This is a genomic window from Pantoea sp. X-Soil-ISGK-285 (genome assembly GCF_059730815.1).
Window position 1 is genome coordinate 1695954 of the sequence record NZ_AP035938.1, and the last position, 24109, is coordinate 1720062.

General features: G+C 57.0%; 23 protein-coding genes. 22 read left to right on the top strand and 1 reads right to left on the bottom strand.

The annotated features are described in order from the left end of the window. Positions 1 to 815 precede the first annotated feature (815 nt). The 9 genes from AC6I8B_RS08125 to tssC all read left to right on the top strand — a co-directional run bounded on the left by AC6I8B_RS08125 (position 816) and on the right by tssC (position 12037). A complete protein-coding gene (locus AC6I8B_RS08125; RefSeq protein ID WP_122458836.1) occupies positions 816 to 1412 on the top strand; it encodes an SH3 domain-containing protein in 597 nt (198 codons plus the stop codon). A gap of 23 nt (positions 1413 to 1435) precedes the next feature. Next, positions 1436 to 1930: a type VI secretion system lipoprotein TssJ gene (tssJ, locus tag AC6I8B_RS08130; RefSeq protein WP_033779377.1), complete on the top strand. Its 495-nt coding sequence runs from the start codon at positions 1436 to 1438 to the stop codon at positions 1928 to 1930. A gap of 5 nt (positions 1931 to 1935) precedes the next feature. Then, positions 1936 to 3279 carry a type VI secretion system baseplate subunit TssK gene (gene tssK / locus AC6I8B_RS08135; protein WP_010246132.1) on the top strand — a complete coding sequence of 448 codons (1344 nt, stop codon included), beginning with the start codon at positions 1936 to 1938 and terminating at the stop codon, positions 3277 to 3279. 14 nt (positions 3280 to 3293) lie between these two features. Continuing rightward, complete coding sequence (locus AC6I8B_RS08140; RefSeq protein WP_010246128.1) at positions 3294 to 4532, top strand: DotU family type VI secretion system protein; 1239 nt, start codon at positions 3294 to 3296, stop codon at positions 4530 to 4532. Positions 4533 to 4535: 3 nt separating this feature from the next. Then, positions 4536 to 8165 (top strand): type VI secretion system membrane subunit TssM, encoded by a 3630-nt coding sequence (tssM, locus tag AC6I8B_RS08145; RefSeq protein WP_157351894.1) that lies wholly within the window; start codon positions 4536 to 4538, stop codon positions 8163 to 8165. A gap of 14 nt (positions 8166 to 8179) precedes the next feature. Next, positions 8180 to 8896 (top strand): type VI secretion system-associated protein TagF, encoded by a 717-nt coding sequence (gene tagF, locus AC6I8B_RS08150; protein ID WP_010246121.1) that lies wholly within the window; start codon positions 8180 to 8182, stop codon positions 8894 to 8896. 16 nt (positions 8897 to 8912) lie between these two features. Further along, positions 8913 to 9926 (top strand): type VI secretion system protein TssA, encoded by a 1014-nt coding sequence (gene tssA, locus AC6I8B_RS08155; RefSeq protein WP_031292999.1) that lies wholly within the window; start codon positions 8913 to 8915, stop codon positions 9924 to 9926. A gap of 81 nt (positions 9927 to 10007) precedes the next feature. Beyond that, entirely contained in the window at positions 10008 to 10541 is a 534-nt protein-coding gene (tssB, locus tag AC6I8B_RS08160) for a type VI secretion system contractile sheath small subunit (protein ID WP_010246114.1), read from the top strand. After that, a complete protein-coding gene (gene tssC, locus AC6I8B_RS08165) occupies positions 10538 to 12037 on the top strand; it encodes a type VI secretion system contractile sheath large subunit (protein ID WP_010246111.1) in 1500 nt (499 codons plus the stop codon). The genes tssB and tssC overlap by 4 nt, the downstream gene beginning before the upstream one ends. Before the next feature lie 341 nt (positions 12038 to 12378). Here tssC and AC6I8B_RS08170 read toward each other — a convergent pair whose 3' ends face one another. After that, entirely contained in the window at positions 12379 to 12597 is a 219-nt protein-coding gene (locus AC6I8B_RS08170) for a hypothetical protein (RefSeq protein ID WP_033786069.1), read from the bottom strand. A gap of 322 nt (positions 12598 to 12919) precedes the next feature. Here AC6I8B_RS08170 and AC6I8B_RS08175 point away from each other — a divergent pair, with 322 nt between their 5' ends. The 13 genes from AC6I8B_RS08175 (at position 12920) to tssG (ending at position 24086) form a co-directional block, all read left to right on the top strand. Further along, positions 12920 to 13402 (top strand): Hcp family type VI secretion system effector, encoded by a 483-nt coding sequence (locus AC6I8B_RS08175; protein ID WP_031592956.1) that lies wholly within the window; start codon positions 12920 to 12922, stop codon positions 13400 to 13402. A 50-nt stretch (positions 13403 to 13452) separates the two neighbouring features. Continuing rightward, entirely contained in the window at positions 13453 to 13944 is a 492-nt protein-coding gene (locus AC6I8B_RS08180; protein WP_031592957.1) for a type VI secretion system amidase effector protein Tae4, read from the top strand. Then, positions 13941 to 14300, top strand: coding sequence for a T6SS amidase immunity protein Tai4 family protein (locus AC6I8B_RS08185; protein WP_031292998.1), 360 nt, complete (start codon positions 13941 to 13943; stop codon positions 14298 to 14300). The genes AC6I8B_RS08180 and AC6I8B_RS08185 overlap by 4 nt, the downstream gene beginning before the upstream one ends. 149 nt (positions 14301 to 14449) lie before the next feature. Next, positions 14450 to 14716 (top strand): hypothetical protein, encoded by a 267-nt coding sequence (locus AC6I8B_RS08190; protein ID WP_232526422.1) that lies wholly within the window; start codon positions 14450 to 14452, stop codon positions 14714 to 14716. A 187-nt stretch (positions 14717 to 14903) separates the two neighbouring features. Continuing rightward, positions 14904 to 15302 (top strand): lysozyme inhibitor LprI family protein, encoded by a 399-nt coding sequence (locus AC6I8B_RS08195; protein WP_157351895.1) that lies wholly within the window; start codon positions 14904 to 14906, stop codon positions 15300 to 15302. A gap of 41 nt (positions 15303 to 15343) precedes the next feature. Next, complete coding sequence (locus AC6I8B_RS08200) at positions 15344 to 15724, top strand: lysozyme inhibitor LprI family protein (protein WP_232526423.1); 381 nt, start codon at positions 15344 to 15346, stop codon at positions 15722 to 15724. Between the two features lie 391 nt (positions 15725 to 16115). Beyond that, positions 16116 to 17987, top strand: coding sequence for a type VI secretion system-associated FHA domain protein TagH (gene tagH, locus AC6I8B_RS08205; protein ID WP_497817694.1), 1872 nt, complete (start codon positions 16116 to 16118; stop codon positions 17985 to 17987). Continuing rightward, positions 17984 to 18775 carry a PP2C family protein-serine/threonine phosphatase gene (locus AC6I8B_RS08210; RefSeq protein ID WP_010246078.1) on the top strand — a complete coding sequence of 264 codons (792 nt, stop codon included), beginning with the start codon at positions 17984 to 17986 and terminating at the stop codon, positions 18773 to 18775. The genes tagH and AC6I8B_RS08210 overlap by 4 nt, the downstream gene beginning before the upstream one ends. A 10-nt stretch (positions 18776 to 18785) precedes the next feature. After that, positions 18786 to 19760 (top strand): hypothetical protein, encoded by a 975-nt coding sequence (locus AC6I8B_RS08215; RefSeq protein WP_157351898.1) that lies wholly within the window; start codon positions 18786 to 18788, stop codon positions 19758 to 19760. A 16-nt stretch (positions 19761 to 19776) separates the two neighbouring features. Next, positions 19777 to 20604: a type VI secretion system accessory protein TagJ gene (locus AC6I8B_RS08220; RefSeq protein ID WP_157351899.1), complete on the top strand. Its 828-nt coding sequence runs from the start codon at positions 19777 to 19779 to the stop codon at positions 20602 to 20604. After that, positions 20594 to 21169: a type VI secretion system baseplate subunit TssE gene (gene tssE / locus AC6I8B_RS08225; protein WP_010246069.1), complete on the top strand. Its 576-nt coding sequence runs from the start codon at positions 20594 to 20596 to the stop codon at positions 21167 to 21169. The genes AC6I8B_RS08220 and tssE overlap by 11 nt, the downstream gene beginning before the upstream one ends. Positions 21170 to 21171: 2 nt before the next feature. Beyond that, complete coding sequence (tssF, locus tag AC6I8B_RS08230; RefSeq protein ID WP_010669908.1) at positions 21172 to 23043, top strand: type VI secretion system baseplate subunit TssF; 1872 nt, start codon at positions 21172 to 21174, stop codon at positions 23041 to 23043. Beyond that, positions 23040 to 24086, top strand: a complete 1047-nt coding sequence (gene tssG / locus AC6I8B_RS08235; RefSeq protein WP_157351900.1) for a type VI secretion system baseplate subunit TssG — start codon at positions 23040 to 23042, stop codon at positions 24084 to 24086. Before tssF ends, tssG begins: the two co-directional genes overlap by 4 nt. The last annotated feature ends 23 nt before the right edge of the window (positions 24087 to 24109 follow it).

Genomic DNA, 24109 nt, shown 5'->3' on the forward strand with positions numbered 1-24109 from the left:
CTGATTTGTAATCATTATCTCACTGTTTTTACGCTAAAAACTGCCACGTATTACGGTCACCTCGCCGTTAACCTTCATTACGGTCTGGTGAAACAGCGCCATTTTTTACATGAGTTTTTTTAATGCTGACTACAGAGGGATCTGGTTTCTGTGTAAGAATACTTCATAGTTACTCATATTGTTAGGAATAATCCTAAGCAGGTGATTAAAAGTAACACATATTTGCACTAAGTAAATTACTTAAACTTTACTTAAGTAAAATCTTATGAAAGTGGCCCGTTGAAATTTTGTCAATCTTCTGTAAACTCGCAGCTTATGTTTACAAAGGAATTGTGATTTCATACCTACGGGCAGGATATACCTGGCTCGTGCGGTAGCTATGAGCTTATACACATCTTGTAACTTACTGAATGTGATCGTAAAAACAGGAAAATCAGTCTATGCGCTGCGCTTTTTTCTTTTGTCAGCGAATAGCGTCACAAGTGTAAATCTGAGTCAATATGTCCGTTTTTCGGCCAGGGATGGCATAAGTAAAGCTTGGGTTTTGCCTGCCTCATCCAATCTGACGGAAAAAAATAGATCATGTTTCTGATCATTTATCGCCAGCTCAGATTTCTCCCTGCGCCCGTCCCGGTCGCCAGAGTTGCTTTTTAATAGTTAACGTTAGTTGATCTGTTAACGTGCCACGCCATGGCACTTTAACGCTATTTGCTTAAGGTTTTTCTTTTAGGCTGGCACTAAGTGGCGCTCTCTCAGCACCACATCCCCGATTTTCATTACTGACAACCGGCCTCTGGCCACTCTCCAGGATATGAATGGAACACAACATGAAAAAAATGGTGAAGCTCCGTATTGCGTTAGGCCTGATGTTTGTTTTTTCTGTCGCGGGTTGTAAAACGCCGCCAAAAATGACGGATGACACGCTGGTCACCAGCACCGTGGATGGCGTGGTGATCAGTCACCGTTATGCGGTTAAACCGCCTGCGCAGTTCAGCCCGGTCAATGAAACCTACCGTGCGCTCTATCCCGCTTCAGTGATGAGCCATCCGAGTTTTGGCGGCAAGGTGGTGGAGACGCTGAAAACCGGCGAAAGCTACACCGTGATTGGTCAGGTAGAGAACAACTGGCTGGCGCTGGGTGAACCCGCTCAGGCGTCAGCAGAACCTGAACCGGGTAAAGCCAGCAGTGCCGTTAAAGAGTCAGCGTCCTCCGCAGCACCGCAGGCAACCGTTCAGCTGACCGGCTATGTGCCGTTTCGCGCCGTGGTGAAAAGCGAGCTTTACGATCAGACGATTAAGGCTGACCAGCCGAAGCGCCGGGTGCGCAGCAGCAAGAAGAAAACCTGTGTTGCGGTAAACGGTGACAGCACCGCCTGCCAGAACAGCACTAACGGAACCTGGATTATTAACTAATCGCACTAAGCAGGGAGGGCGGGATAATGACAACAACGCAATGGCGTGGGGCGCTGATAGTGCTGCTGACGTGGCTGATGACCGCGTGCAGCAGCACTCCACAGCCCGTTGCCTGGTACAACCTGGACGTTCAGGCGCAAAACCAGGTTAACGGCGGTGCGCCGCTGAAAGTCCGGGTGGTATTACTGACCTCCGATGCGGAGTTTATGTCGGCTGACTTCTACTCCCTGCAAAACCAGTCCGCTACCGCGCTGGGTAATGCGCAACTCAATACGCAACAGTTCTTCCTGACCTCCACTCAGCCCCATAAAACGCTGCGGATTAAGAGTCTGCCCGAGGCGCGCTTCATCGGCATCATGGCGGAATATCAGGCGCTGGATGGCAAGGTCTGGCGACTGTCGCTGCCGGTTCCCGAAGGCGAATCACCCTCATTCTGGGCGTTCTGGAAGCGTGACGATGGTGAGCTGAATGCGCGCATCGTGGCGGGGATTAACGGCCTTCGCGTGGAAAAACAGTGATGTCTATGAACAGAGCCGAAAAGGTGGTCTGGACCGAGGGGATGTTTCTGCGTCCTCACCATTTCCAGCAGTCAGAAAATTATCTTCTCAGCACCCTGCGTGAGTGGGGCCAGTCGCAGCGCGCCTATACCTGGGGTTTTTACGATCTGGAGTTCGATGAAGCGCTGCTGCGCCAGGGGAAACTGGCGCTGAGCGCCGCCAGCGGTTGTCTGCCTGACGGCACGTTTTTTGCCTTCAGCCAGCCACAGCACGGTCCGGCCCCGCTTGATCTGCCTGCTTCCGTTGACCGCAGCAAAGTGGTGCTGGCCATTCCGGCACGCCGCAATGGCCGCGAAGCGGTGGCCTTTCAGGAGTCGCAGGATTCTCTGGCTCGCTACCTCGCCTGGGAAGCGGAAGTGGAAGATGACAATGCCCAGGCCGTGGGCAGCGCCACGGTGCAGTTCGGCAAACTGCGTCTGCGGCTGATGCTGGAACAGGATCTGACCGCCGAGTGGACCGCCATGGGCGTGGCTCAGGTGATTGAAAAACGCAGCGACAACCACATCCGGCTCGACAGCGACTACATCCCGCCGATGCTGACGCTTAACAGCAGCCGTCCGCTGCAAAACATGTTCAACGATCTGCACGGGCTGATCCAGCAACGCAGCCAGCAGCTGAGTCAGCGCGCGCCGGGCACCGGTCGTTTTAACAGCGCGGATATGGTCGATTTTATGCTGCTGGCGCTGCTCAATCGTCAGCTTGGCCTGCACACTCACCTGCAACATCTGCCGCTGCTGCATCCTGAAACGCTCTACAGCCACTGGCTGCAACTGGCGGCGGAGCTCAGTACCTGGACGCCAGCCCGCGCGCCCGATGGCCTGCCGCTCTACGATCATGACGATCTGCACAGCTGTTTTAGCCGCCTGTCACTGCTGCTGCGTCAGGGGCTGTCCCAGGTGATGGAAGAGAGCGCGATTCAGCTGCCGCTGATTCAGCGCTCGCACGGTCTTAACGTCGCGACCGTGCCGGAGAGCAGTATGGTGCATGAGTTTGGCTTTGTGCTGGCGGTGAAAGCCAGCGTGCCAGCCGACACCCTCAAAACCCACTTCCCGGCGCAGATGAAAGTCGCCCCGGTCAGCAAAATTCGCGATCTGGTGCAGTTGCAGTTGCCCGGTCTGGCACTTCGGGCGATGCCCGGCGCGCCGCCGCAGATCCCGTGGCATGCCGGATACAGCTATTTCGAACTGGATAAGAACAGCGAGCTATGGAAAGAGATGGAGCGCTCGGGCGCTTTTGCGCTGCATCTTGCCGGTGAGTTTCCAGGTCTGAACATGGAGTTCTGGGCCATTCGTAGTCAGTCAGAATCATAAACTGAGCACGCAGCATGATGCAGGAACAACAAAAATCACACAGCGATCTTGCGCCGGAGGCCAGTCATCAGAATGTGCTGGTCGCGGCGGCCAACCCCCTGATTAACGCCATTCCTCAAATCCGTCACTCGGTATCACATGAAGACCCGGCGCAGCTGCGTCAGCAGCTGATCGATCAGATTCGGCGCTTCGAGCTGAGCTGCCAGCAGTCAGGCCTGGGCTATGAAGTGATCATCGGCGCACGATACTGTCTCTGTACCGCGCTGGATGAGGCGGCGGCGCTGACGCCGTGGGGCAGCCGCGGCGTCTGGACCAGCAATGGTCTGCTGGTCACCTTTCACAATGAAACCTGGGGCGGCGAAAAGTTTTTCCAGCTGCTGGCTAAGCTGTCGCAGAACCCCAGGCGCCACATTCTGATGCTGGAGTTGATCTACTTCTGCCTGCTGCTGGGGTTCGAAGGACGCTACCGGGTGCTGGACAACGGTCGCTCGCAGCTGGAGACCATCAAACAGCGCCTGCTGCAGATGATCAAAAGCGTGCGTGGCAATTATGCAGCGGCGCTGTCTCCACATCCCACCGATCAGCCGGTCCTGCGCAAATTGTGGCGGCCAATGATCCCGCTGTGGGCCTGTGCGGCGGTGGCGGGGCTGGCGGCCTGTCTGTTCTACATCGTGCTCAACTGGCGTCTCGGCGATTACACCTCGCCGGTACTGGCCCGTATCTATCAGACGGCGCTGCCGGAAGTGAAGATCGGCAACCCTGCGCCACCACCGCCCGCCACGCTGAACCTGCGCGCTTTCCTGAAACCGGAAATTGATGCCGGGCTGGTAGCGGTGCGTGACGAAGCGGACCGCAGCGTGGTGACGCTGAAAGGGGACGGACTATTTGCCTCGGCGGCCACCGAGGTGCGCGGACGTTACACCGACGTAATCCAGCGCATCGCTGCCGCCATGAACAATGTCAGCGGCCAGATTCAGGTGATTGGCTACAGCGATAACGTGCCGATCCGCAGTGCCCGCTTCGCCTCCAACTTTGAGCTTTCGCTGGCGCGTGCCCGGTCAGTACAGACCCTGTTGCAACAGCAGCTGGCGCAGCCGTCACGGGTGAAAGCGGAAGGGCGCGGTGAAAGCAATCCGCTGGTGCCTAATAACAGCGCAGAAAATCGCGCACGTAACCGTCGTGTTGAAATTACCCTGCTGGTGGCGCCGGATGCGACGCATGCCGAACTCAACGGCCTGGCGAGAGGGAACTGATCCATGCTGAATATTCTGTTTGCGGTGCTGACCAGCCGCCTCGCGTGGGGCTTTGTCGGCATTACCGCGCTCTCTTTTATCATCTGGGTGATTGGCCCGGTGTTCTCAATCGTCGATTCGCGCCCGCTTGAGCCGGAGCAGAACCGCATTATCAGTATCGCGCTGCTCTATCTGGTGTGGGGATTAGGCCAGGCGATTCCGCGGCTCTATAACATCTGGCTCAATCGCAAGCTGATGTCGAGCCTCGAAACCGGCAAAAGCGATGCGCCGGAAGCCGATCGTCAGCGCCTGACCAGTGAAGAGCAGGTGCTGGCAGGGCGTTTCTCCGAAGCCACTGACATGCTGAAAAAGGCGCACTTCCAGCGCCACAGCAGCAAGGGCACGCCGTTCTGGGCACAGCGCTTTGGCCGTCAGTATCTCTATCAGCTGCCGTGGTACATGATCATCGGCGCGCCCGGAGCCGGTAAAACTACCGCGCTGGTCAACTCGGGCCTGCAGTTTCCGCTGGCAGATAAGTTCGGCAAGTCGGCGCTACGCGGCATTGGCGGCACCCGCAACTGCGACTGGTGGTTCACCAATGACGCGGTGCTGCTCGATACCGCCGGGCGCTACAGTACCCAGGAGAGTCAGCAGGAGCGTGATGCCAGCGAATGGCATCATTTTCTCGACCTGCTGCGTAAATATCGCGGACGTCAGCCGATCAACGGCGTCATCGTCACGCTGAGCGTTTCCGATCTGCTGTCGCAGTCGCCCGAGGCGCTGCGTAATCAGGCGCTGGCACTGCGTCAGCGGCTGATGGAGTTGCACGATCGCCTCGGCATCCGTTTCCCGGTCTATGTGCTGGTCACCAAAGCGGATCTGCTCAAAGGCTTCCGCAGCTACTTTGCCTCGCTGGATAAAGCGCAGCGTGAACAAATCTGGGGATTCACCTTTCCATGGGCGAAGGCGTCCGCCGCCGATTTCGAACTTAACAACCAGTTCCAGCAGGAATATTCCCTGCTGCAACAGCGTCTGGATGCCGGACTGGCCGATCGGCTGCTGACGGAAAGCGACGCGCAGGCGCGGGCAGAGAGCTATCTCTTCCCGCAGGAGTTTGCGGCGCTGCGACCGTTGCTGGCAGACGCGCTGGATACGCTGTTTGCCCGCTCCGATTTTGAAACCCAGTTCGCGCCGCGCGGTATCTACTTTGCCAGCGGCACCCAGGAGGGACTACCGTTTGACCGGGTGATGGGCGAGCTGAACCGCGCACTGAATCTGCCGGGGCAGCAGGCTGGCGAGTCAGGAAGCTGGGATAAGGTCGATAAAGAGTCGCCTATCCCGCAGAACAAAGGGCAGAGCTTCTTCCTGAAAGGGGTACTGGAAAATGTGATTTTCCAGGAGTCCGGTCTGGCGGGCAGCAACCGGTGGTGGGAGCTGCGCAACCGCGCCGGGCTCTGGTCGGGTTATCTGGCGCTGCTGCTGATATTGCTGGTGGCCGGGGCGCTGTGGCTCACCAGCTACAGTAAAAACAAAGCCTATCTGCTGGAGATGGCCGCTAAAGCGCCGCAGGTTGAACAACTGGGCGATCAGCTTCAGCAGCAGGTCAATGGCGATCTCTTTGCGCTGGTGCCTTATCTCAACACCCTGTTGCACCTGCCGGAGAGCGAAGACTTCTTGCTGGAAGCACCGCCGCTGACGCGCCGCATGGGGCTTTATCGCGGCACCGAGGTCAGCGATGCCACCCGCGCACTCTACGACAAGGCACTGAAACAGCTGCTGTTGCCGCAGGTGGCGCAGAACATCACCCGCTGGCTGCGTAATGACAACGGCAGTGATGCTGACTACAGCTATGAAGCGCTGAAGGCGTATCAGATGCTCTATCAGCCAAAGCACTACGATGGCAAATTCCTGCAGGCGTGGCTGATGCTCAACCTGTCACGCGAACTGCCGCAGAACGTCACCCAGCAGCAGGTGAAACAGCTGGCGTGGCACCTGCAACAGTTGCTGGAGACGCAGATTCACTCGTCGCCGTATGCGAAGGATGAAGCGCTGGTAAAGCGCGAGCAGGCGCTGATTAATCAGATGCCGCTGTCACAGCGCGTCTATGGACGGCTGAAGCGCCTGCTGCAACGCGATGACAGCCTGCAGCCGGTGACGCTGGCGGCGCTGGGTGGTCCCCAGAGCGAGCTGGTGTTTTCCCGCAAAAGCGGTAAATCGGTCAATGAAGGTGTGGCGGGTCTCTATACGCCGGATGGCTACTGGCAGCACGTGGATAAGCAGATTGCCCCGGTGACCCAGGCGTTGTATCAGGACGATCTCTGGGTGCTGGGCGGCGCGGCGCCGCAGCAGAAAAGTGAGCAGACGGATCTTGCGGTGCGCCAGCTCTACGTGCAGGACTATATCCGGCAGTGGGAGCAGTTTCTCAGTGACATTCAGCTCAACAGCAGTGCCGATCTCTCTCAACGCATCAACACCGCCCGTTTGCTGTCGGGCAACCATTCGCCGCTGCGCCAGCTGGTGATCAACCTCGGTGGTCTGCTGACGCTGAACCGGGCGCAGCCGGATGAGAAAACCGCGCAGGCAGCAAAGCCGTCGGATAACAGCGCCACCCGCACCCTTGAAGCGCTGTTTACCTCGCCCGAGGCCAGTGCCGCGCGCGGACAGGCCGCCACCCAGGCATCACCGGAGCAGGCCGTCGCGCTTCACTTTGCGCCGGTTCTGGAGCTGGCCCAGCCGCTGCAGCAGGGCAGTAAGGTGCTGGCGGTGGATGATTTCCTGCATCAGATTGACGATCTCTATCGCTACCTCACCGCCGTGCAGGATGCGGCGAACAGCGGGATGCCGCCCCCGGCCAGCGATGCCATCAGTCGTCTGCAGGCCAGTGCCGGCCGTCTGCCGGGTTCATTGCAGAACATGGTTTCCAGCATGGCGGTGGGTGCCAGCAGCGACGCACAGCGCCGCGATATGGATAACGTCCGCAAACGCATCACCATGGAAGTGGGCAGTTTCTGCCGCCAGGCGATCGCCGGTCGCTATCCGCTGGTTCGCTCTGCGCGCAGTGAGGTCACACCAGACGATCTGGCGCGGATGTTTGCACCCGGCAGCGGCATGATGGACAGCTTCTTCCGCGACAACCTGGCCAGCAAAGTCGACACCACCAACGCGGCGTGGCGCTTTACGCCGGGCATTGACGGTAAAACCCTGCCGGGAGGCGAAGCCCTGCTGCGGCCTTTCCAGCAGGCGCAGTCAATCCGCGATGCCTTCTTTGCCAACGGTGCGACCACGCCCGGCTTCCGCGTCACGCTGCGCACGGTAAAAATGGATAACGACATCCTTAACCTGACGCTGGATGTGGATGGGCAGATTTTACGCTACAGCCACGGACCGCAGGCGGTGCAGATGGTCAGCTGGCCCGGCCCCGGCGGCACCAGCCAGGTGCGGATGCAGCTGGGTCTGACCAACGGCACTACCTCCACGCTGGTCACCAGCGGTCCCTGGGCGCTCAATCGCTTCTTTGACCGCGCCCGGCTGACAGCGGCAGGCGGCCTGACCCGCGAAGCGAGTTTCAGCGTGGACGGTCATCAGGTCACGCTGTCGTTCACCCCTGGCAGCATTCGTAACCCGTTCCAGCTTCCCGGCTTTAGCTGCCCCTGAAACAGGACCCGACAATGACTCATTACGCTGCACCCTGCTGGTACGGCAAAGTGCCCAGCGCGGGTGACTTTGTGAAGCGCCGCTTCCCGGACGTGCTCTATCGCCAATGGTCCAGCTGGTTTCAGGTGGGCCTGCATCACTGGCAGAGCAGTCAGGAGAGTGATAACGCCCCGTCGCGCCCGTTCCTCAACGCGCCGGTCTGGAATTTTGTGGTGCCGCCGATGCTGGGCAGTCAGCTGATTCAGATGGGCTGCCTGATTGCCGCGCGTGACAGCGTGGGCCGTAACTACCCACTCTGCGCATTGCGCCACTTCACGCCCGCCGAGTGGTCGCCAGCCCTGCTGGCGCGCTCCGGCGAGTGGTATCAGCAGGTCGGCAATACGCTGTTGCGGGTGGTGCAGGGCGGCGGGTCACCGGAGCAGCTGGATCAGGCGCTGATCAGCATTCCTCAGCCGCAGCCGCCGCAGGAGTCGGACGAGACGTCAGACATTCTCAACGTCATCGGGCATGGCGATACCCCTTCGACACTGAACTGGACATTGCCGGGCGAGAACTTCGACCCGCAGTTCTACACCAGTTTCTGGTGGACCAATCAAAGCGACGGTTTCCCGCTTTATACCCAGGTCCACAGCGGTAATTTTACCGCCCAGCTCTTTTCATTGCTGTTTGATCCGGCCGGTGGGGCAAAGCCGGGACGAAACGGACTTTATCCCCCGATGTTTGAATCCTGAGGCGACACGCATGACGATGAATACAGAGGCTCTGCTGGCTCCGGTCAGCGAGGACAATCCCGGCGGCGATAACCTGGAGTACCACGCTGATTTTCAGGCGATGGAGCAGGCCAGCGCCGGTAAAGCGGAGCAGCAGTTCGGCAATACCATCATTCCGGCAGAACCGGCCGACTGGAACAGAGTCGAGAAGCTGGCGATAGCGCTGCTGGCGCGCAGCAAAGATTTGCGGGTAATGCTGGCGCTGACCCACGCCTGGACCGAACTGAAAGGGCTGCCGGGCTATGCCCAGGGCCTGAAGCTGATTGAACAGGCGTTGTTGCTCTACTGGGAGCCGCTGTGGCCCCGGCTGGAGGAGTTCGGCGAGCAGGATCCCTTCTACCGCATTAATGCGCTGGCGCTACTGGGTGACAAAACTGATCTGAGCGGTGCGGTACGTCAGTGCTGGCTGCTGCGCTATCCCTCTGACGGCATCACGCTGCGCGATGCGGCCGCCCTGTGCGACGGCAGTAAAACCGAAGTCGCGGACTATCCTGGCGGCCTGCCGCGTCTGATCGACGAACTGGCGCGCGGCGACCAGCCCGGTATTGAGGCGGTGCTGCAGATTCATGAGCGGCTGCAGACCATCTGCGAAACCGTGACCGAACGGCTGGGCGAAGCCGCGGTGCCGGAACTCACCCAGTTGCGCAGACAGATTGCGCTGATCGCTGAACGTTGCCAGGCCACCGATCTGAATGCGCTGATCCCCACAGCCGCAGTGGAACAGCCCGCAGAAACCGCGGCATCGCCTGCACCGGCCAGCCCGCGCGCTGCCGCTGATTGGCGCACGGTGCAGATCAGTTCCCGCGCCGACGCGCAGCTGATGCTGGAGAAAGTGAAGCTCTATTTCACCCAGCATGAGCCGAGTCATCCGGCCCCGCTGATGATCGACCGTGTACAGCGCTTAATCGAGCGCGACTTTCTGGAGATCATCCGCGAACTGGCACCCGACGGCGTACATCAGCTGGAAACCATTTTCGGACGTCGCGATTAAGCAGGCGTGACGCACACACACTCAGCGGGACCTGCGCGCCTGCTGTGACACTTTATCCGCGCATCATGTATGGAGAAAACCATGGCAACAAGCAAATCCAGTGGGCAGAAGTTCATTGCCCGCAATCGCGCGCCTCGCGTTCAGATTGAATATGACGTGGAAATTTATGGCGCGGAACGCAAAATCCAGCTCCCGTTTGTAATGGGCGTGCTGGCGGATCTGGTGGGTAAACCGCTGGAGCCACAGCCAGGCATTGATGACCGTAAATTCATGGAAATCGACATCGACAACTTCGATGAGCGCATGAAAGCACTGAAGCCGCGCGCCGCGTTCCAGGTAGACAATACCCTGAATGGCGAAGGCAAGCTGAACATCGATCTGACCTTTGACAGCATGGATGACTTTTCGCCGGACGCGGTGGCCCGCAACGTGGAGCCGCTGAGCAAGCTGCTGGAAGCGCGTACCCAGCTGGCGAACCTGCTGACCTATATGGATGGCAAAAACGGCGCGGAAGAGCTGATTGGTAAGGTGCTGCAGGATCCTACGCTGTTGCAGGCGCTGACCCATCTGCCAAAGCAGGATGAGGCCACTGAAGGTAAGGAGCCGCAGGCATGACGCAGACTTCACAACAACCGCAGTCGCAGGGCGCAGCCAGTTTCAGTCAGGATGAGTTCAGCGCGCTGCTGAATAAAGAGTTCCGGCCAAAAAGCGATCAGGCACGTGCTGCGGTCGAAAGCGCGGTGAAAACCCTGGCACAGCAGGCGCTGGAGAACACCGTTACCGTCTCCAGCGATGCCTATCGCACCATTCAGGCGCTGATCGCGGAGATCGACGAAAAGCTGTCGCAGCAGGTGAACCAGATTATTCACCATCCGGAGTTTCAGTCGCTGGAGAGCGCCTGGCGCGGCCTGAGCTATCTGGTGAACAACACCGAAACTGACGAGATGCTCAAAATCCGCTTTATGAGCATCTCCAAGCAGGAGTTGGGCCGCACCCTGAAGCGCTACAAGGGCGCTGGCTGGGATCAAAGCCCGCTGTTCAAGAAGATTTATGAGCAGGAGTATGGTCAGTTCGGCGGCGAGCCGTTTGGCTGCCTGGTGGGCGACTACTACTTCGACCACAGCCCGCAGGATGTTGAGCTGCTGGGCGAAATGGCGCGTATTGGTTCGGCGGCGCACTGTCCGTTTATCACCGGCACCGCGCCCGAAGTGATGCAGATGGAGTCCTGGCAGGAGCTGGCGAATCCGCGCGATCTCACCAAAATCTTCCAGAACACCGAATATGCTGCATGGCGCAGCCTGCGTGAGTCGGAAGATGCACGCTATCTGGGCCTGGTGATGCCGCGCTTCCTGGCGCGTCTGCCCTACGGCATCCGTACCAACCCGGTCGACAGCTTTGACTTTGAAGAGCAGACCGATGGTTCCGATCATGGCAACTATACGTGGAGCAATGCGGCTTACGCGATGGCCGCCAACATCAACCGCTCCTTCAAAGAGTATGGCTGGTGCACCGCAATCCGCGGCGTGGAGTCGGGTGGGGCAGTGGAAAATCTGCCGTGCCACACCTTCCCGAGCGATGACGGCGGCGTGGATATGAAGTGCCCGACCGAAATCGCCATCAGCGATCGTCGTGAAGCCGAACTGGCGAAAAATGGCTTTATGCCGCTGGTGCATCGTAAAAACTCTGACTTCGCTGCCTTTATTGGTGCGCAGTCACTGCAGAAGCCGATGGAGTATCACGACGCCGATGCCACCGCCAATGCCCGTCTGGCCGCGCGTCTTCCGTACCTGTTCGCCTGCTGCCGTTTCGCGCACTACCTGAAATGCATCGTGCGCGACAAGATCGGCTCCTTCCGTGAGCGTGATGAAATGGAACGCTGGCTGAACGACTGGGTAATGAACTATGTCGATGGCGATCCGGCTAACTCCTCGCAGGAGACCAAGTCACGCAAGCCGCTGGCGGCTGCCGAGGTGAATGTGGAAGAGCAGGAGGATAATCCTGGCTATTACTCCGCGAAATTCTTCCTGCGTCCGCACTATCAGCTGGAAGGGCTGACGGTTTCTCTGCGTCTGGTCTCCAAGCTGCCGTCGCTGAAAAATGATAATGCGTAAGGGCTGAAAGGGAGGCGTGATGCCGGGGATGACCTGGCATCATTCATCCTCTGAATTACAGGTTTATGAGGCGCGAAAGGTTTTTGCGCCTGATGGCTGACAGAAAGGTTGCTGAGATAAATGTCAGAGAGGATGACAGGATGCTTAAAAAGTCAGTTCTGCACCTGCTGCATTATCTTCTGGTATTTATTTCTTCTCTTATTTTAATAACCTGTGCAGGTTCTTAGCTTTTCTCACTGGAGTATTGTAGTGCGAGGAAAGATTGTTAACGCAGTTCTGGTTAATGTTTCTATGGATGGCGTCAATATCGCTTTATGCCGTAGCAGAAAAGTTGAAGCAAATTAATTAACCGGCTTTCTGCGCGCTATTTTAATTAAAATAAAAACAAAGGCCAGGCAGACAGCGGTAAAGAGAATTTTACCGGCAATGAGACCGGAAGAAGAGAGAGTAAATTCTTCATAGCGAGCAACCAGATATATCGAACCAATAATATCAGCGATGACGTAAAGAGAAAGCAGCGACAACACGACTATCAGGAAAAGTGAGATGATCTTTTTCATGTTCATTCCTTCTGTGAACTTTTTAAGCGCCTGCCTACTATAAACTATCGGCCAGGATTATGTCTATGAAATGACCACCTGAAAGCGCGGGATGCAGCAGGGTATCAGGTTATCGATGTTGGCCTCGCCATGAAAAACGCATACTGATTTTTGCCTGGTTAAATAACTGGCAATACGACGTCTGAAATATGGTTTATGACGATATTTCAGAAGCAAGGCAAAGGTAAAATATGGACTGTTTTATTCAGCCCCATGCTTTTCTTTTTGCCATATCCTTGCTTTTTTGAAAGCAATAATCTCAACCAATAAAGAGTGAAAGATAATGGCTATTGATATGTTTATGAAGGTTGACGGAGTCACCGGCGAGTCTAAAGACTCTAACCACTCTGGCTGGACTGATATCACCTCTTTCTCATGGGGTGCTTCTCAGCCAGGTAATATGTCTGTTGGCGGCGGCGGCGGCGCCGGTAAGGTTAACTTCAACGACCTGCACGTCAATGCACTGATCGACAAATCCACCACGGCGTTGCTGAAGAACTGCGCAAGCGGTAAACACCTCGCTAAAGTTGAACTCTCAATCTGTAAAGCAGGTGGCTCTCAGGTTGAGTATGCACGCATTACCCTGGAAGACGTTCTGGTGACCGCTGTGAATTACAATGGCTCCGACAACGGCGACACCCTGGGAATGACCTACTCCTTCCAGGCCTCTAAAGTGAAGCAGCAGTACTGGGAGCAGAGTTCTTCCGGCGGCAAAGGCGCAGAGAGCAGCGCCGGCTGGGACATCAAAGGCAACAAAGAAGCGTAATGTTTTATAGCCGCCTCCCCTTCGGGGGAGGCTTTAAAAGGAGTTCTGCTATGGCACATTTGAGACCTCAGTTTTCGGCCGCCTGGAATCGCTTCTCTGAAGTCAATGTTGGAGTAGAGAAGGTGGGGGAAATACTGGGTGGAAAAGTAGAGGCGAATATCACCGCCGGAATTTTCGAGAATGCCTGCCCAATAAGAATGAGCTATGTTCTTAATTACACTGGTGTTCCTGTTCCCGCAAACAGCCGTTATGCGACCGTAACGGGTAAAGACAAAAAGCGTTATATGTTTCGCGTCAACGATATGATGGACTTTTTAGTCGGTGCGTTTGGTCAGCCAGACCTGACTGTGACCTCACCAAAACCCGGCTCATTTAACGGTAAACAGGGGATTATTGTGTTTCAGGGGAGTGGCTGGAGCAATGCCCGTGGGCACGTGACACTCTGGAACGGCAATATCTGCTCTGATACCTGTCACTTCCTGGGTGGCGCAGAAAATGGTAGTTTTGTTCCTGATGTTGCCTCCTTGTGGATACTGAAATGAAAAAATTCCTGATGTTATTTGCTCTGACTTTATCTCCTGCGGCGCTGGCGATAACGCCACCGGCGCCAGACTCCTTTAAGCAACCGGAGATTTTCAGCAACTGGCTTCTGAACCGTTGTGCAGGAAAAGCTGCGACTGACAAGGCTTTCACCGATGATGCATTTAAAAGCGCGTCAGCCTGGTTAGAGGTAAGTCATCTCCCTGTTGAAGCATTCAGTGATGGTGATAAGTTAATCAATGCGTATCTGAAGATGAACCTGACTGGCTCGGTCACAGGAAACTTCAATATGATGAAATGCACGTTGCTTTCCCAAAGTCAGGATGCCGAGGCGCTCTACAATAAGTATAAGAAATAGCGTTTATTTTTAGGGGAATTAAAAGTTGATGCAGCGCTAAACATCAGCAGCGAATTTTCAAAAGAGAATATGTTTAGTTAAATGAAGCCGATAATTAAACCTGAAGTTGAGCAGTATAATGTAAATTACTCTTATACGGAACTTGCCACATGATGAAGAAAGTAAGTCATTTGATTATGATAGTGCTTTTAGTTTCACCTTCATTTGTTTTGGCGAAGTCAGTTTCACACTTTGAAGGAAAAATATTCAAAGCGGATATTGAATATGATTGTGATGAAGGTAACGTCACCTGTGATGATGTTTCGCTTAAGTCAACCAGAGTAAAAGACAATTCATCGATATTTCTTAAAGGTGAAACGATAAATTCAAATTGTCCTGACGTCTGCGACTTCCGGGGTTATCGCTTTACCAACTGAAAGTATGATTATTCTTTTTATCCAAGCCAGAAGGGCAACGGCCTCTGGGATTATATCGTAACCTTTAAAAGTAAAGTTATTGCTCGGGATCTTGGGGTGATTAAATAACATCGTTTATAAAAATTACTGCATATTGAGTCTGCACTTGTTCTCAGACATAGGTGTGTTATTACATGTGAGATTTTTAATGAGAACTTTTTTTTCTTTGTTGCTGTGCGTCACAGTTTTTTATGTTTCCCCCGTCTTCGCAACCAGTGATTGTTCAAGCGGAAATAATGACCAGGAAGTTCATACCTGCACTCAGAAAAACAGGAACGAAACTGAGCTTGATTTAAACAAAGAATATAAGCTGGCTAAGACCAGAGTTGAAACGCTTTTTAAAGGTGACAACAAAGAGTTAAGCCAGTATATGGATGCGTTGACTGAAGCTCAACGAGCCTGGCTGAAGTATAGAGAGAATGATTGTAAACTGGCTTCTTATGCTGCAGATAAGGGAAGTGATTTAAGTAACGCTAATATTAATATGTGTACTTCTGAACTTAACGAGCAAAGAATTAAAAAACTTAAGTTAATTCCTTATCATTGATGGTACAGACTGCTGAGAAATATATGAAGAGACTGCATAAATTGGCTTTAATCACTGTGTCTCTTTGCATCAGCGCTTCAGCGCTCGCTGAAGATACCTGTGCAAAACAGCCTTCAGACAGTGCGCTATTTCAGTGTACTGTTCAGCAGAAGAAGCTGGCGGAAGATGACCTCAACAAAGAATACCAGACGGCTAAAAAACGCATTGTACAGATGTACGGAACGCAGAAAAAACTGGCTGATGACTATGTCACCACGCTGGTGGATACCCAGCGTAACTGGCTGAAGTATCGTGATGGTCAGTGCAAGCTGGAAGCTTTTGCCGCTGAAGAAGGCAGCAATGCGAATGCGGTTGCCACCAACCTCTGTGTTATCCGCATCGACAAAGAACGCACTGCTATTCTGAAGCAACTGCCTTACTGATTATGTCGTCGTGCTTAGGGTTTACAGGCTGGGCACGACATTCTCTATGAATATCACTCTCTGCATTACGCTGTAATCCCGTTTTTTCAATACTGGTAAATAATTCTGTATAAATGATATTTCAGCAGAGTGGTTTCTGGTGATTGTAATGCAATCATCTTTGCAACTATTTTAATTTTTACTCTGTATATTATTTAAAAATAAGCCGTTAACGCAGCTTCATCTTTTTAAATAAATATAAATTTTCTCTGTTTAAAGAATTGAATTAATCCAGTGACACAGTATTTAAAAAACAACTCCCAAAATTAAATCCCCCCGCTTTCTATACCCCGCGCCTTTCCCCGAGAGGTGCGCGGTATAGATGCCGAACCGCTAACCGCAGGAATCCGTTATGCGCTTTACGATAATAACGACTAAACCCGGCCAACAGCCGCCGCAAACTCATTGTGATTTCTTTCCGCCTGGCGGCACCATTGGTCGTGGTGTGGATAATAACCTGGTGCTGCCGGATGACGATCGCACACTCTCCCGCCTGCAGGCGATTGTGCACATCACGGCAAATGGCGAATGTCGCCTGACCAACCGTGGCAATGTGACGCGCGTGTTACTCAACGATATTCCGCTGGAACGCGGACGTCAGGTTGAGCTGCAGGATGGAGACATACTGGGCATCGATGATTACCAATTGCTGGTCAGCGATCTCAACAGTGCACAGCAACCGCAGAGTGAAAGAGCTGTTCCGCGTCCTGAGCCGGTGCAGCCCGTAGCACCCGCTCGCGAACCGGCAGCGGAAAAAGCCAGCACCACCGCCGCCATTCCCAGCGAAATCTGGGACAGCCTGGCGAAAGAGTTTTCGATTTCGGACGATCTCTCTAAACGCAAAGCTGCGCCAGAGATGCCTGAGGCCCATCCGCTGACTGCGCCCGCTCGTCCTGACCGAAATCCGGAAGATCCGCTGGCTCAGCTGATTAACGACGCGCCGCTGGATTATGGGCAGCAGCCAAAAAACAGCAGCCTGTTTGATGAAGGCGATGCGCTGTTCGGGCAGCAGAGTATTTTTGACGACCGGACGCCAAGCACGCTGTCTGCTCAGCAGAACACGGCGCCACCGCAGGCTGAAACGCCTGCCGCTGAACTTGATCCGCTGAGCCTGTTTGACGGCGAGAGCAGCGTGGATGCGCGCAACCATGATGATCCGCTGGGTCTGATGATGGGGAATGCGGTGCCGCTGGCCCAGCCGGAGCTGACGACGCCGAAACCGGCCACGTTGCATGTGCCACCTCAACCGGTGGCAAAAACTGAGCCGATGGCCGCACGTTCACCGGAGCAGGCTCCCGCCAGCCTGACCGACATGGATCACTCACCGCTGTTCAGCTTCGACGAATCACAGCATGAGACTCACAGCCAGCCTCACTCTGAGGCACAGCAGCAGTCGCCGCTGATTGACGAGGCGCTGCCCGGCCAGTCTGACGCGATAAATCCACAGATCGACTACGGCGGAATTACGCTGCCCACGCCGCAGGCGGTAGAGCGTACGCCATCCCCGACGCCGAAAGGGCGGTTGCGCATCGATCCCGTTGCTTCCGGTCGCCACCATGCCGCCGCTGCGCACCCGACGACACCCAGCGAGAGCAGCGGTGATGCCCTTAAAGGCGAACTGCTGGATGCGTTGCTGGAGGGAATGGGTCTGCGCGACCTGCAACCGACGCCGCAATTTGACCGTGAGCAGATGCTGCAATTCGGGCAGATGCTGAGCATGTTTTCGCAGGGTACGGTGGCGCTGCTCTCTTCGCGTTCGATCCTCAAGCGCGGGGTAAAGGCTGACATGACGGTGATCCTCGACGACGCCAACAACCCGTTCAAGCTGCTGCCTTCAGGCAAAACCGTCTTAATGCAGATGTTTGGCAGCCGGATGCCGGGCTTTATGCCGCCGCGTCAGGCTGTGCGTGATGCGCTGATCGATCTGCAGGCGCACCAGCTGGGCATGATCGCCGGTATCCGCGCCATCATCGCCTCAATGCTGCAATCCTTTAACCCGGAGCAGCTGGAGGAGGAGGCGCGTCAGGCGGGATCGGTGTCACGTATCGGCCTGCCGGGCAGCCGTAAAGCGGCGCTCTGGGAGCATTTTGTTGAGCGCTACGGCGAGACGGCAGGCGAGATCGAAGACGATTTCCACACCCTGTTCGGCGAAGCGTTCCTGCACGCCTATGACCTGGAAGTTAATCAGTACAAAGACTCACAAACCCACACGGATGACGCATGAATATCACTATTGCCTCGACGTCGAATCAGGGCGATCGCGCCAGTAATCAGGATCAGATCGGTGATGTCATCGGTAAGCGCTCGGCCTGCTTTGTGGTCTGCGACGGTGTAGCCGGATTTCCCGGCGGGGATATCGCGGCATCGATTGCCCGTAGCAGCCTGCTGCAGTCGTTTGATGGCGATGCGCATCTCAATGCGCAGTCGATTCGTAACTACGTCAATCAGGCGAATCACGCCATCCGTCAGCAGCAGAAAGCCAGCAGCGAACACAGCCGGATGGGCACTACGCTGGTCAGCCTGTTTATTGACCGCGACTACCATCTGGCCTGCTGGGCCCATGCAGGCGACAGCCGCCTCTATCTGTTCCGTCGCGGCTATCTCTATCTCGTGACCACCGACCACAGCCTGGTGCAGCAGATGAAAGATGCCGGACATCGCACCGAAGGCATCAACAGCAATTTGCTCTATTTTGCGCTGGGGATGGGCGATGAGCAGCGCGACGCCAGCTACAGCGAGGTGGTCGGGATTGAAGATGGCGACGCCTTTTTACTCTGCACCGATGGTTTCTGGCACGGCGTGACGCTGGAACAGATGCAGCAGTCGCTGCACATGGTGAATACGCCGGAAGAGTGGCTGACGCTGATGCAGCAAATCATCAGAAACGATCAGCCGGATCAGGGGCAGCAGGATAATTTCAGTGCGCTGGCCGTCTGGATTGGATCACCTCAGGACACCACCTTGCTGCACTCGCTCTCTGAAGCGGCGCAGTTCTTCCCTCTGCGAGATTGAGAACGCCAACATGAAATATGGATTACTGGGTCTGGCTGCGCTGCTGCTCAGCACGCAGGCTTATGCTGAAAACTATCGCATCGTACAGTCCCCGGCACAGAAACTGGATGTCTGGATTGATGACGTAAAAAACAATCAGCTGTCGAGCTGGTGTAACAGCACCATTAACCTGCGCATCGTCACTCTGGGCGAAAAAAACGCCGCGGTGCTGAAAGATTTTCTGCCGCGCGTTGCCGGACTGATGGCGTCGCAGTGTAAACCGCTGCAACAGTTGCACTGGCAACTGACCGATGCGCAGGGGAGTGAAATTGCTACTGGCAGCGCCGCCCGTGCGCAGCAGTGGAAAACCGTGGTGACGCCGCCCGCGACGCAGCCGGTCCAGCCGACGGCTATAGCGGTCCCCGCAGATGCACTGCGCAACGCCGCTCAGGCCGACACGTCGCCGTGGCTGCAATTCAGCCTGCTCGACGGCTGCCATTTCCGCACCTGGTGGCAGCACCCGGCGCAGGGCAGCGCGCTGTTTGTTCCGGCAAATCAGGGGCTGGTGTGTGGTTCCGATGGCTGGCTCAGCGGACACAGCCGACTGACGCAACAGGGTAACGGCGCACCTGCGGCAGTCGGCGTGACCTTCCTGCAGGGTTTTCCGGTGATGGGGTTGAGCAATCAGTCGCCCACAGCCGAACTGCACATCACCACGGTCAACAGTGAACGCATGGTGCTGAGCAATGAAAAATCCCCGGACAGCTGGCTGATTCTGCCGTTCAGCAACCGCTTTAACGGCTGGCAGGCAACGCGTCAGGTGGTGGTGCAGATGCCCGTCAGCGAAGCCGCCGATCAGAGTGCGCTGCAGGCGCGTCTGCAGGAAGTCCGTAAAGTCTGGTCGCCGTGGATCAGCGGCGATGCCGCGCTGAGCGTGCAGCTGGTGGAAAAACTGCATCCTGAACTGAAAGATCCCGCCGCTGCGGTCTACCGCACCCTTAACTGACGCAAAAGGAGTTTGCATGGAATCCTTACAACACCGTCTGGCCAGCGCCACCCTCGGCGAGACGCTCGCTGACGTGACCCGCCAGATTCAGGCGAATCCGGCGAATGCTGACCTGCGGGCCGCCTTTGTGCAGCTGCTCTGTCTTTCAGGCAACTGGGCGCGCGCGCAGACGCAGCTGCAATCCTGGCTGGCGTTAAGCCCGCAGGCGCAACCGACAGTTAATCTGCTGCAACAGGCGATCGCCGGTGAGCTGCAGCGTGACGCGGTGCTGCGTGGCCAGGCCGACCCGGTGCTGCCGGGCAGCGCCTGGCACTGGTGCGACACGCTGCTGGCCGCCTTGCAGGCCGAAACGGCGGGTGATGTCGCGCGCGGCAGCACGCTGCGGGCTGAAGCGCTTGAGCTCGCGGCGGCCAACCCCGGCACCGCGACGCAGCAGGATCAGCCCACCGCATTCAGCTGGCTGATGGATGGCGACAGCCGTTTCGGGCCAGTGTGTGAAGTCATCAGTCAGGGCCGTTATTACTGGATCCCGTTTGCCGCCATTCGTGAGATGCAGTTTCAGGCACCCGCCAGCGTCACCGATCTGGTGTGGCGTCACACGCGTGTGCAGCTGGTTGATGGCAGTGAGCAGGTGTGCCAGATCCCGGCGCGCTATCCGTTGCTGGCGGCATCTGACGAACGTTTTCTGCGCGCCAGCGTCACCGAATGGCAGCCACTGGGCGACGATCCGGACCAGTTCATCGGTCAGGGGCAAAAAATGTGGCTCAGCGACAGCGCGGAATTTTCGCTGCTGAGCCTGCAGCAGATCGCGTTTGACAGCGTTGAGTCCGCCGATGAGCCATGATTCAGGCGCGCAAAACGACGGCTATGCCCAGCTGCATGGCGGCTTTCGCGCGCGTAAAAAACGCGATGCGTTAACCGCCCGCGACAAGCTGCAATCCTCGCTGTTGGATCGCCTGACCGACAACGCGCCGGATAAACAGCAGGAAGCGGACAACAGCATGCTGATCACTCACAGCACGCTGCGCCGCCACGTACTGCGCGATCTGCAGTGGCTGTTCAACACCATCAACAATGAAGCGCAGCAGGATCTCAGCGGCTTTGACCAGGTGCAGCGCTCTGTCTGGAACTTCGGTGTGGCACCGCTGGCCGGGCAGAACGTCTCCGATATCGAATGGCAGGATATGCAGCGCAAAATGACCAACGCCATTCTGCACTTCGAGCCGCGCATCCTGCCGCAGGGTTTACAGGTGCGCTGCGTCAGCGATCTCGGCTCGCTCAGCCTGCACAACGTGCTGTCGATTGAGATCAAAGGGCGGCTCTGGTGCGTGCCTTATCCGCTGGCGTTTCTGTTCCGCACTCAGGTTGATCTGGAGAGCGGCCATTTCGAACTACAGGATGCAGGGTAATCATGGACAGCAATCTGCTCGACTATTACAACCGTGAACTCGCCTACCTGCGTGAGATGGGGGCCGAGTTCGCTGCGCGCTACCCTAAAGTGGCAGGACGTCTTGGCATGCGTGGCATTGACGTGGCGGACCCCTATGTCGAGCGGCTGATGGAAGGTTTTGCCTTCCTGACGTCGCGCGTGCAGCTGAAGATGGATGCGGAGTTTCCGCGTTTCTCGCAGCGTCTGCTGGAGATGATTGCGCCATCCTATCTCTCGCCAACGCCGTCAATGGCGATCGCTCAGCTGACGCCGGACAGCCGCAAAGGCGACATCACCCAGGGCTTTCGCGTGCCGCGCGGCACCATGATGGAGAGCCAGAACCTGAAAAAAACCGGCGTGACCTGCAGCTACACCACCGCGCACGATGTGGTACTGCATCCGCTGCGCATCAGTGAAGCCAGTCTCGGCGGCGTGCCCGGCGATCTGCCCTCTGGCGAGCTGAAACTCGGCGGTCTGGGCGCGGTCAGTGCGCTGCGTATCCGCATCAGCTGCGAAGGGATCTCCTCGCTCAGTCAGCTCAGCGTGGACGATTTGATGCTGTTTCTCAGCGGCCCGGATATCCAGGCGCTTAAACTGCTGGAGTTGCTGATGCAGCACCGGGTGGGCATCGTGCTGCAGTCGGTAGAGAAGCGGCCACAGCGTCAGGTGCTGACAGATGACGCGTTACAGCAGCAGGGCTTTGCGCCCGAACAGGCGCTGCTGCCGGACGATCTGCGCAACTTTGACGGCTATCGTCTGTTGCAGGAGTATTTCGCCTTTCCGGCGCGCTTCCAGTTTATCAGTTTGAGCCAGTTGGCCCCGTTTCTGCGCCGCTGCGACAACGCCATGGCGTTCGACATCATCATTCTGCTCGATAAAGCGGACAGCGCGCTGGAAAGCGTGGTCGATCACAGCCATCTGGCGCTGCACTGCACGCCTGTCATCAATCTGTTTCCGAAAACCGCCGAGCGCCTGAAGGTCAGCGACAGCCAGCATGAATATCATCTGGTGGTAGATAACATCCGGCCGCTGGATTATGAGGTGCACTCGGTACAGCGGCTGTTCGCTACGGTAGAGGGCAAGCGGGAAGAGCAGGTTTTCCGTCCGTTCTGGAGCACCTTCAGCGGTGACCAGGGCGATTACGGTGCCTATTTTTCACTGCGCCGCGAACAGCGCACGCTGTCAGAGCAGGCGCAGCGCTACGGTACGCGCACCGGCTATATCGGTTCAGAAGTCTTTCTGTCGCTGGTGGATGAGCATCACGCGCCGTGGCACGACGAGGTGCGCTATCTCTCCGCTGACGTGATGTGCACCAGCCGCGATCTGCCGCTGATGCTGCAGCAGGATCAGGGTAATTTCGTGATGCCGGACTCCATTCCGGTATCGGAGCTGAAGCTGTGCAAAGGGCCGACGCCTCCGCGTCCGGCGCTGGCCGAGGGACTTTCCGCGTGGCGGCTGATCAGCCATCTGCAGATGAACTACCTCAGCCTGATGGACAGCAGCGACGGAGAAGGCGCGGCGGCGCTGCGCCAGCTGCTGAGCCTCTACGCCAACCTGGCGGAAGCGCCGGTCGCACGTCAGATTGACGGCATCCGCCACTGTACGCTCAGCGCGGTCAACCGCCGCGTGCCGGAACCGGGTCCGGTGGTGTTTGCGCGCGGCGTCAGCATCACGCTGGAAGTAGATGAGCAGGCGTTTTCGGGTGCCAGCCCGTGGCTGTTCGGCAGCGTGCTGGAGCGGGTCTGTGGCCGCCTCGTGGCGCTCAACAGTTTCACGGAGTTCACCCTGAACAGCCAGCAGCGCGGAGAAGTGGGCTACTGGCCGCCGCGCATGGGCCGGAAAGCGCTGATATGAGTGGCGAAAAGGTGATTTCGCTGCCCCGGCTCACCCGTCTGCCGGATGATTTCTGGCAGCGGGTGATGGCCGCGCCGTGGCGCTACGATCTGTTCCAGCTGCTGCGGCGGCTGGATGCGCAGGGCGGTCAGCGCTATCCGCTGGGCCGTGCGCCGCTGCCGAAGTTCGAATCGGTGCGTATTGGTCAGACGCCGTCACTGGCGTTTGCGCCCGCCACCGTCGCCAATGCCACGCCGCGTGACGAGGCGGGACGTCATGAGCTCTCCATCTACAGCTTCGGCCTGTTTGGCCCCAACGGCCCGCTGCCGACCCATCTGACCGAATATGTGCATGAACGTATCGTGCATCATCAGGATCACAGCCTGTCGGCGTTTGCTGACCTGTTTCACCATCGCGCCACGCTGCTTTTTTATCGTGCCTGGGCCGATGCGCAGCCGACCGTGTCGCTGGATCGCCCCGACGACAGTCGCTTTCTGAACTATCTCGCCTGCCTGGCGGGCATCGGCTTACCGGCCCAGCAGCAGGCCAGCTCGCTCAGCCTCCATGCCCGGCTGATGCTGGTGGGTCACCTCAGCCGTCACGGCCACGATGCCGAAGGGCTGGTGCGCATTCTGCGCCACTACTTTGGCGTGCCGGTCAGGCTGACGCAGAACCTGCCGCACTGGCTGACGCTGGACAGCCGCGATCAGGCCCGGCTGTGCGCGGGACGCCATATGCCCCGGCTGGGCGCTTCTGCGTTTCTCGGCGTGGCGGTGCGCGACGTGCAGCACCGTTTTCGCCTGCACCTGGGACCGCTCAGCGCCGCGCAGTATGCCCGTTTTCTGCCCGATGCCCCCGGCGCGCGTGAAGTACGCGACTGGGTGCGTCACTACCTCGGCATCGAAATGCAGTGGGATCTCAGCCTGATCCTGGCCGCTGACGAGGTACAGGGTGTGGCGCTGGGTGGCACTGCCCGACTCGGCTATACCAGCTGGCTGGGGCATGCGCCGCAGCCGCAAGATCGTGAAGATTTTATGTTTGAGGTTGAGGCTGCTTCGCGCTAGCCCAGCCGCTTTTCCTGTTACAC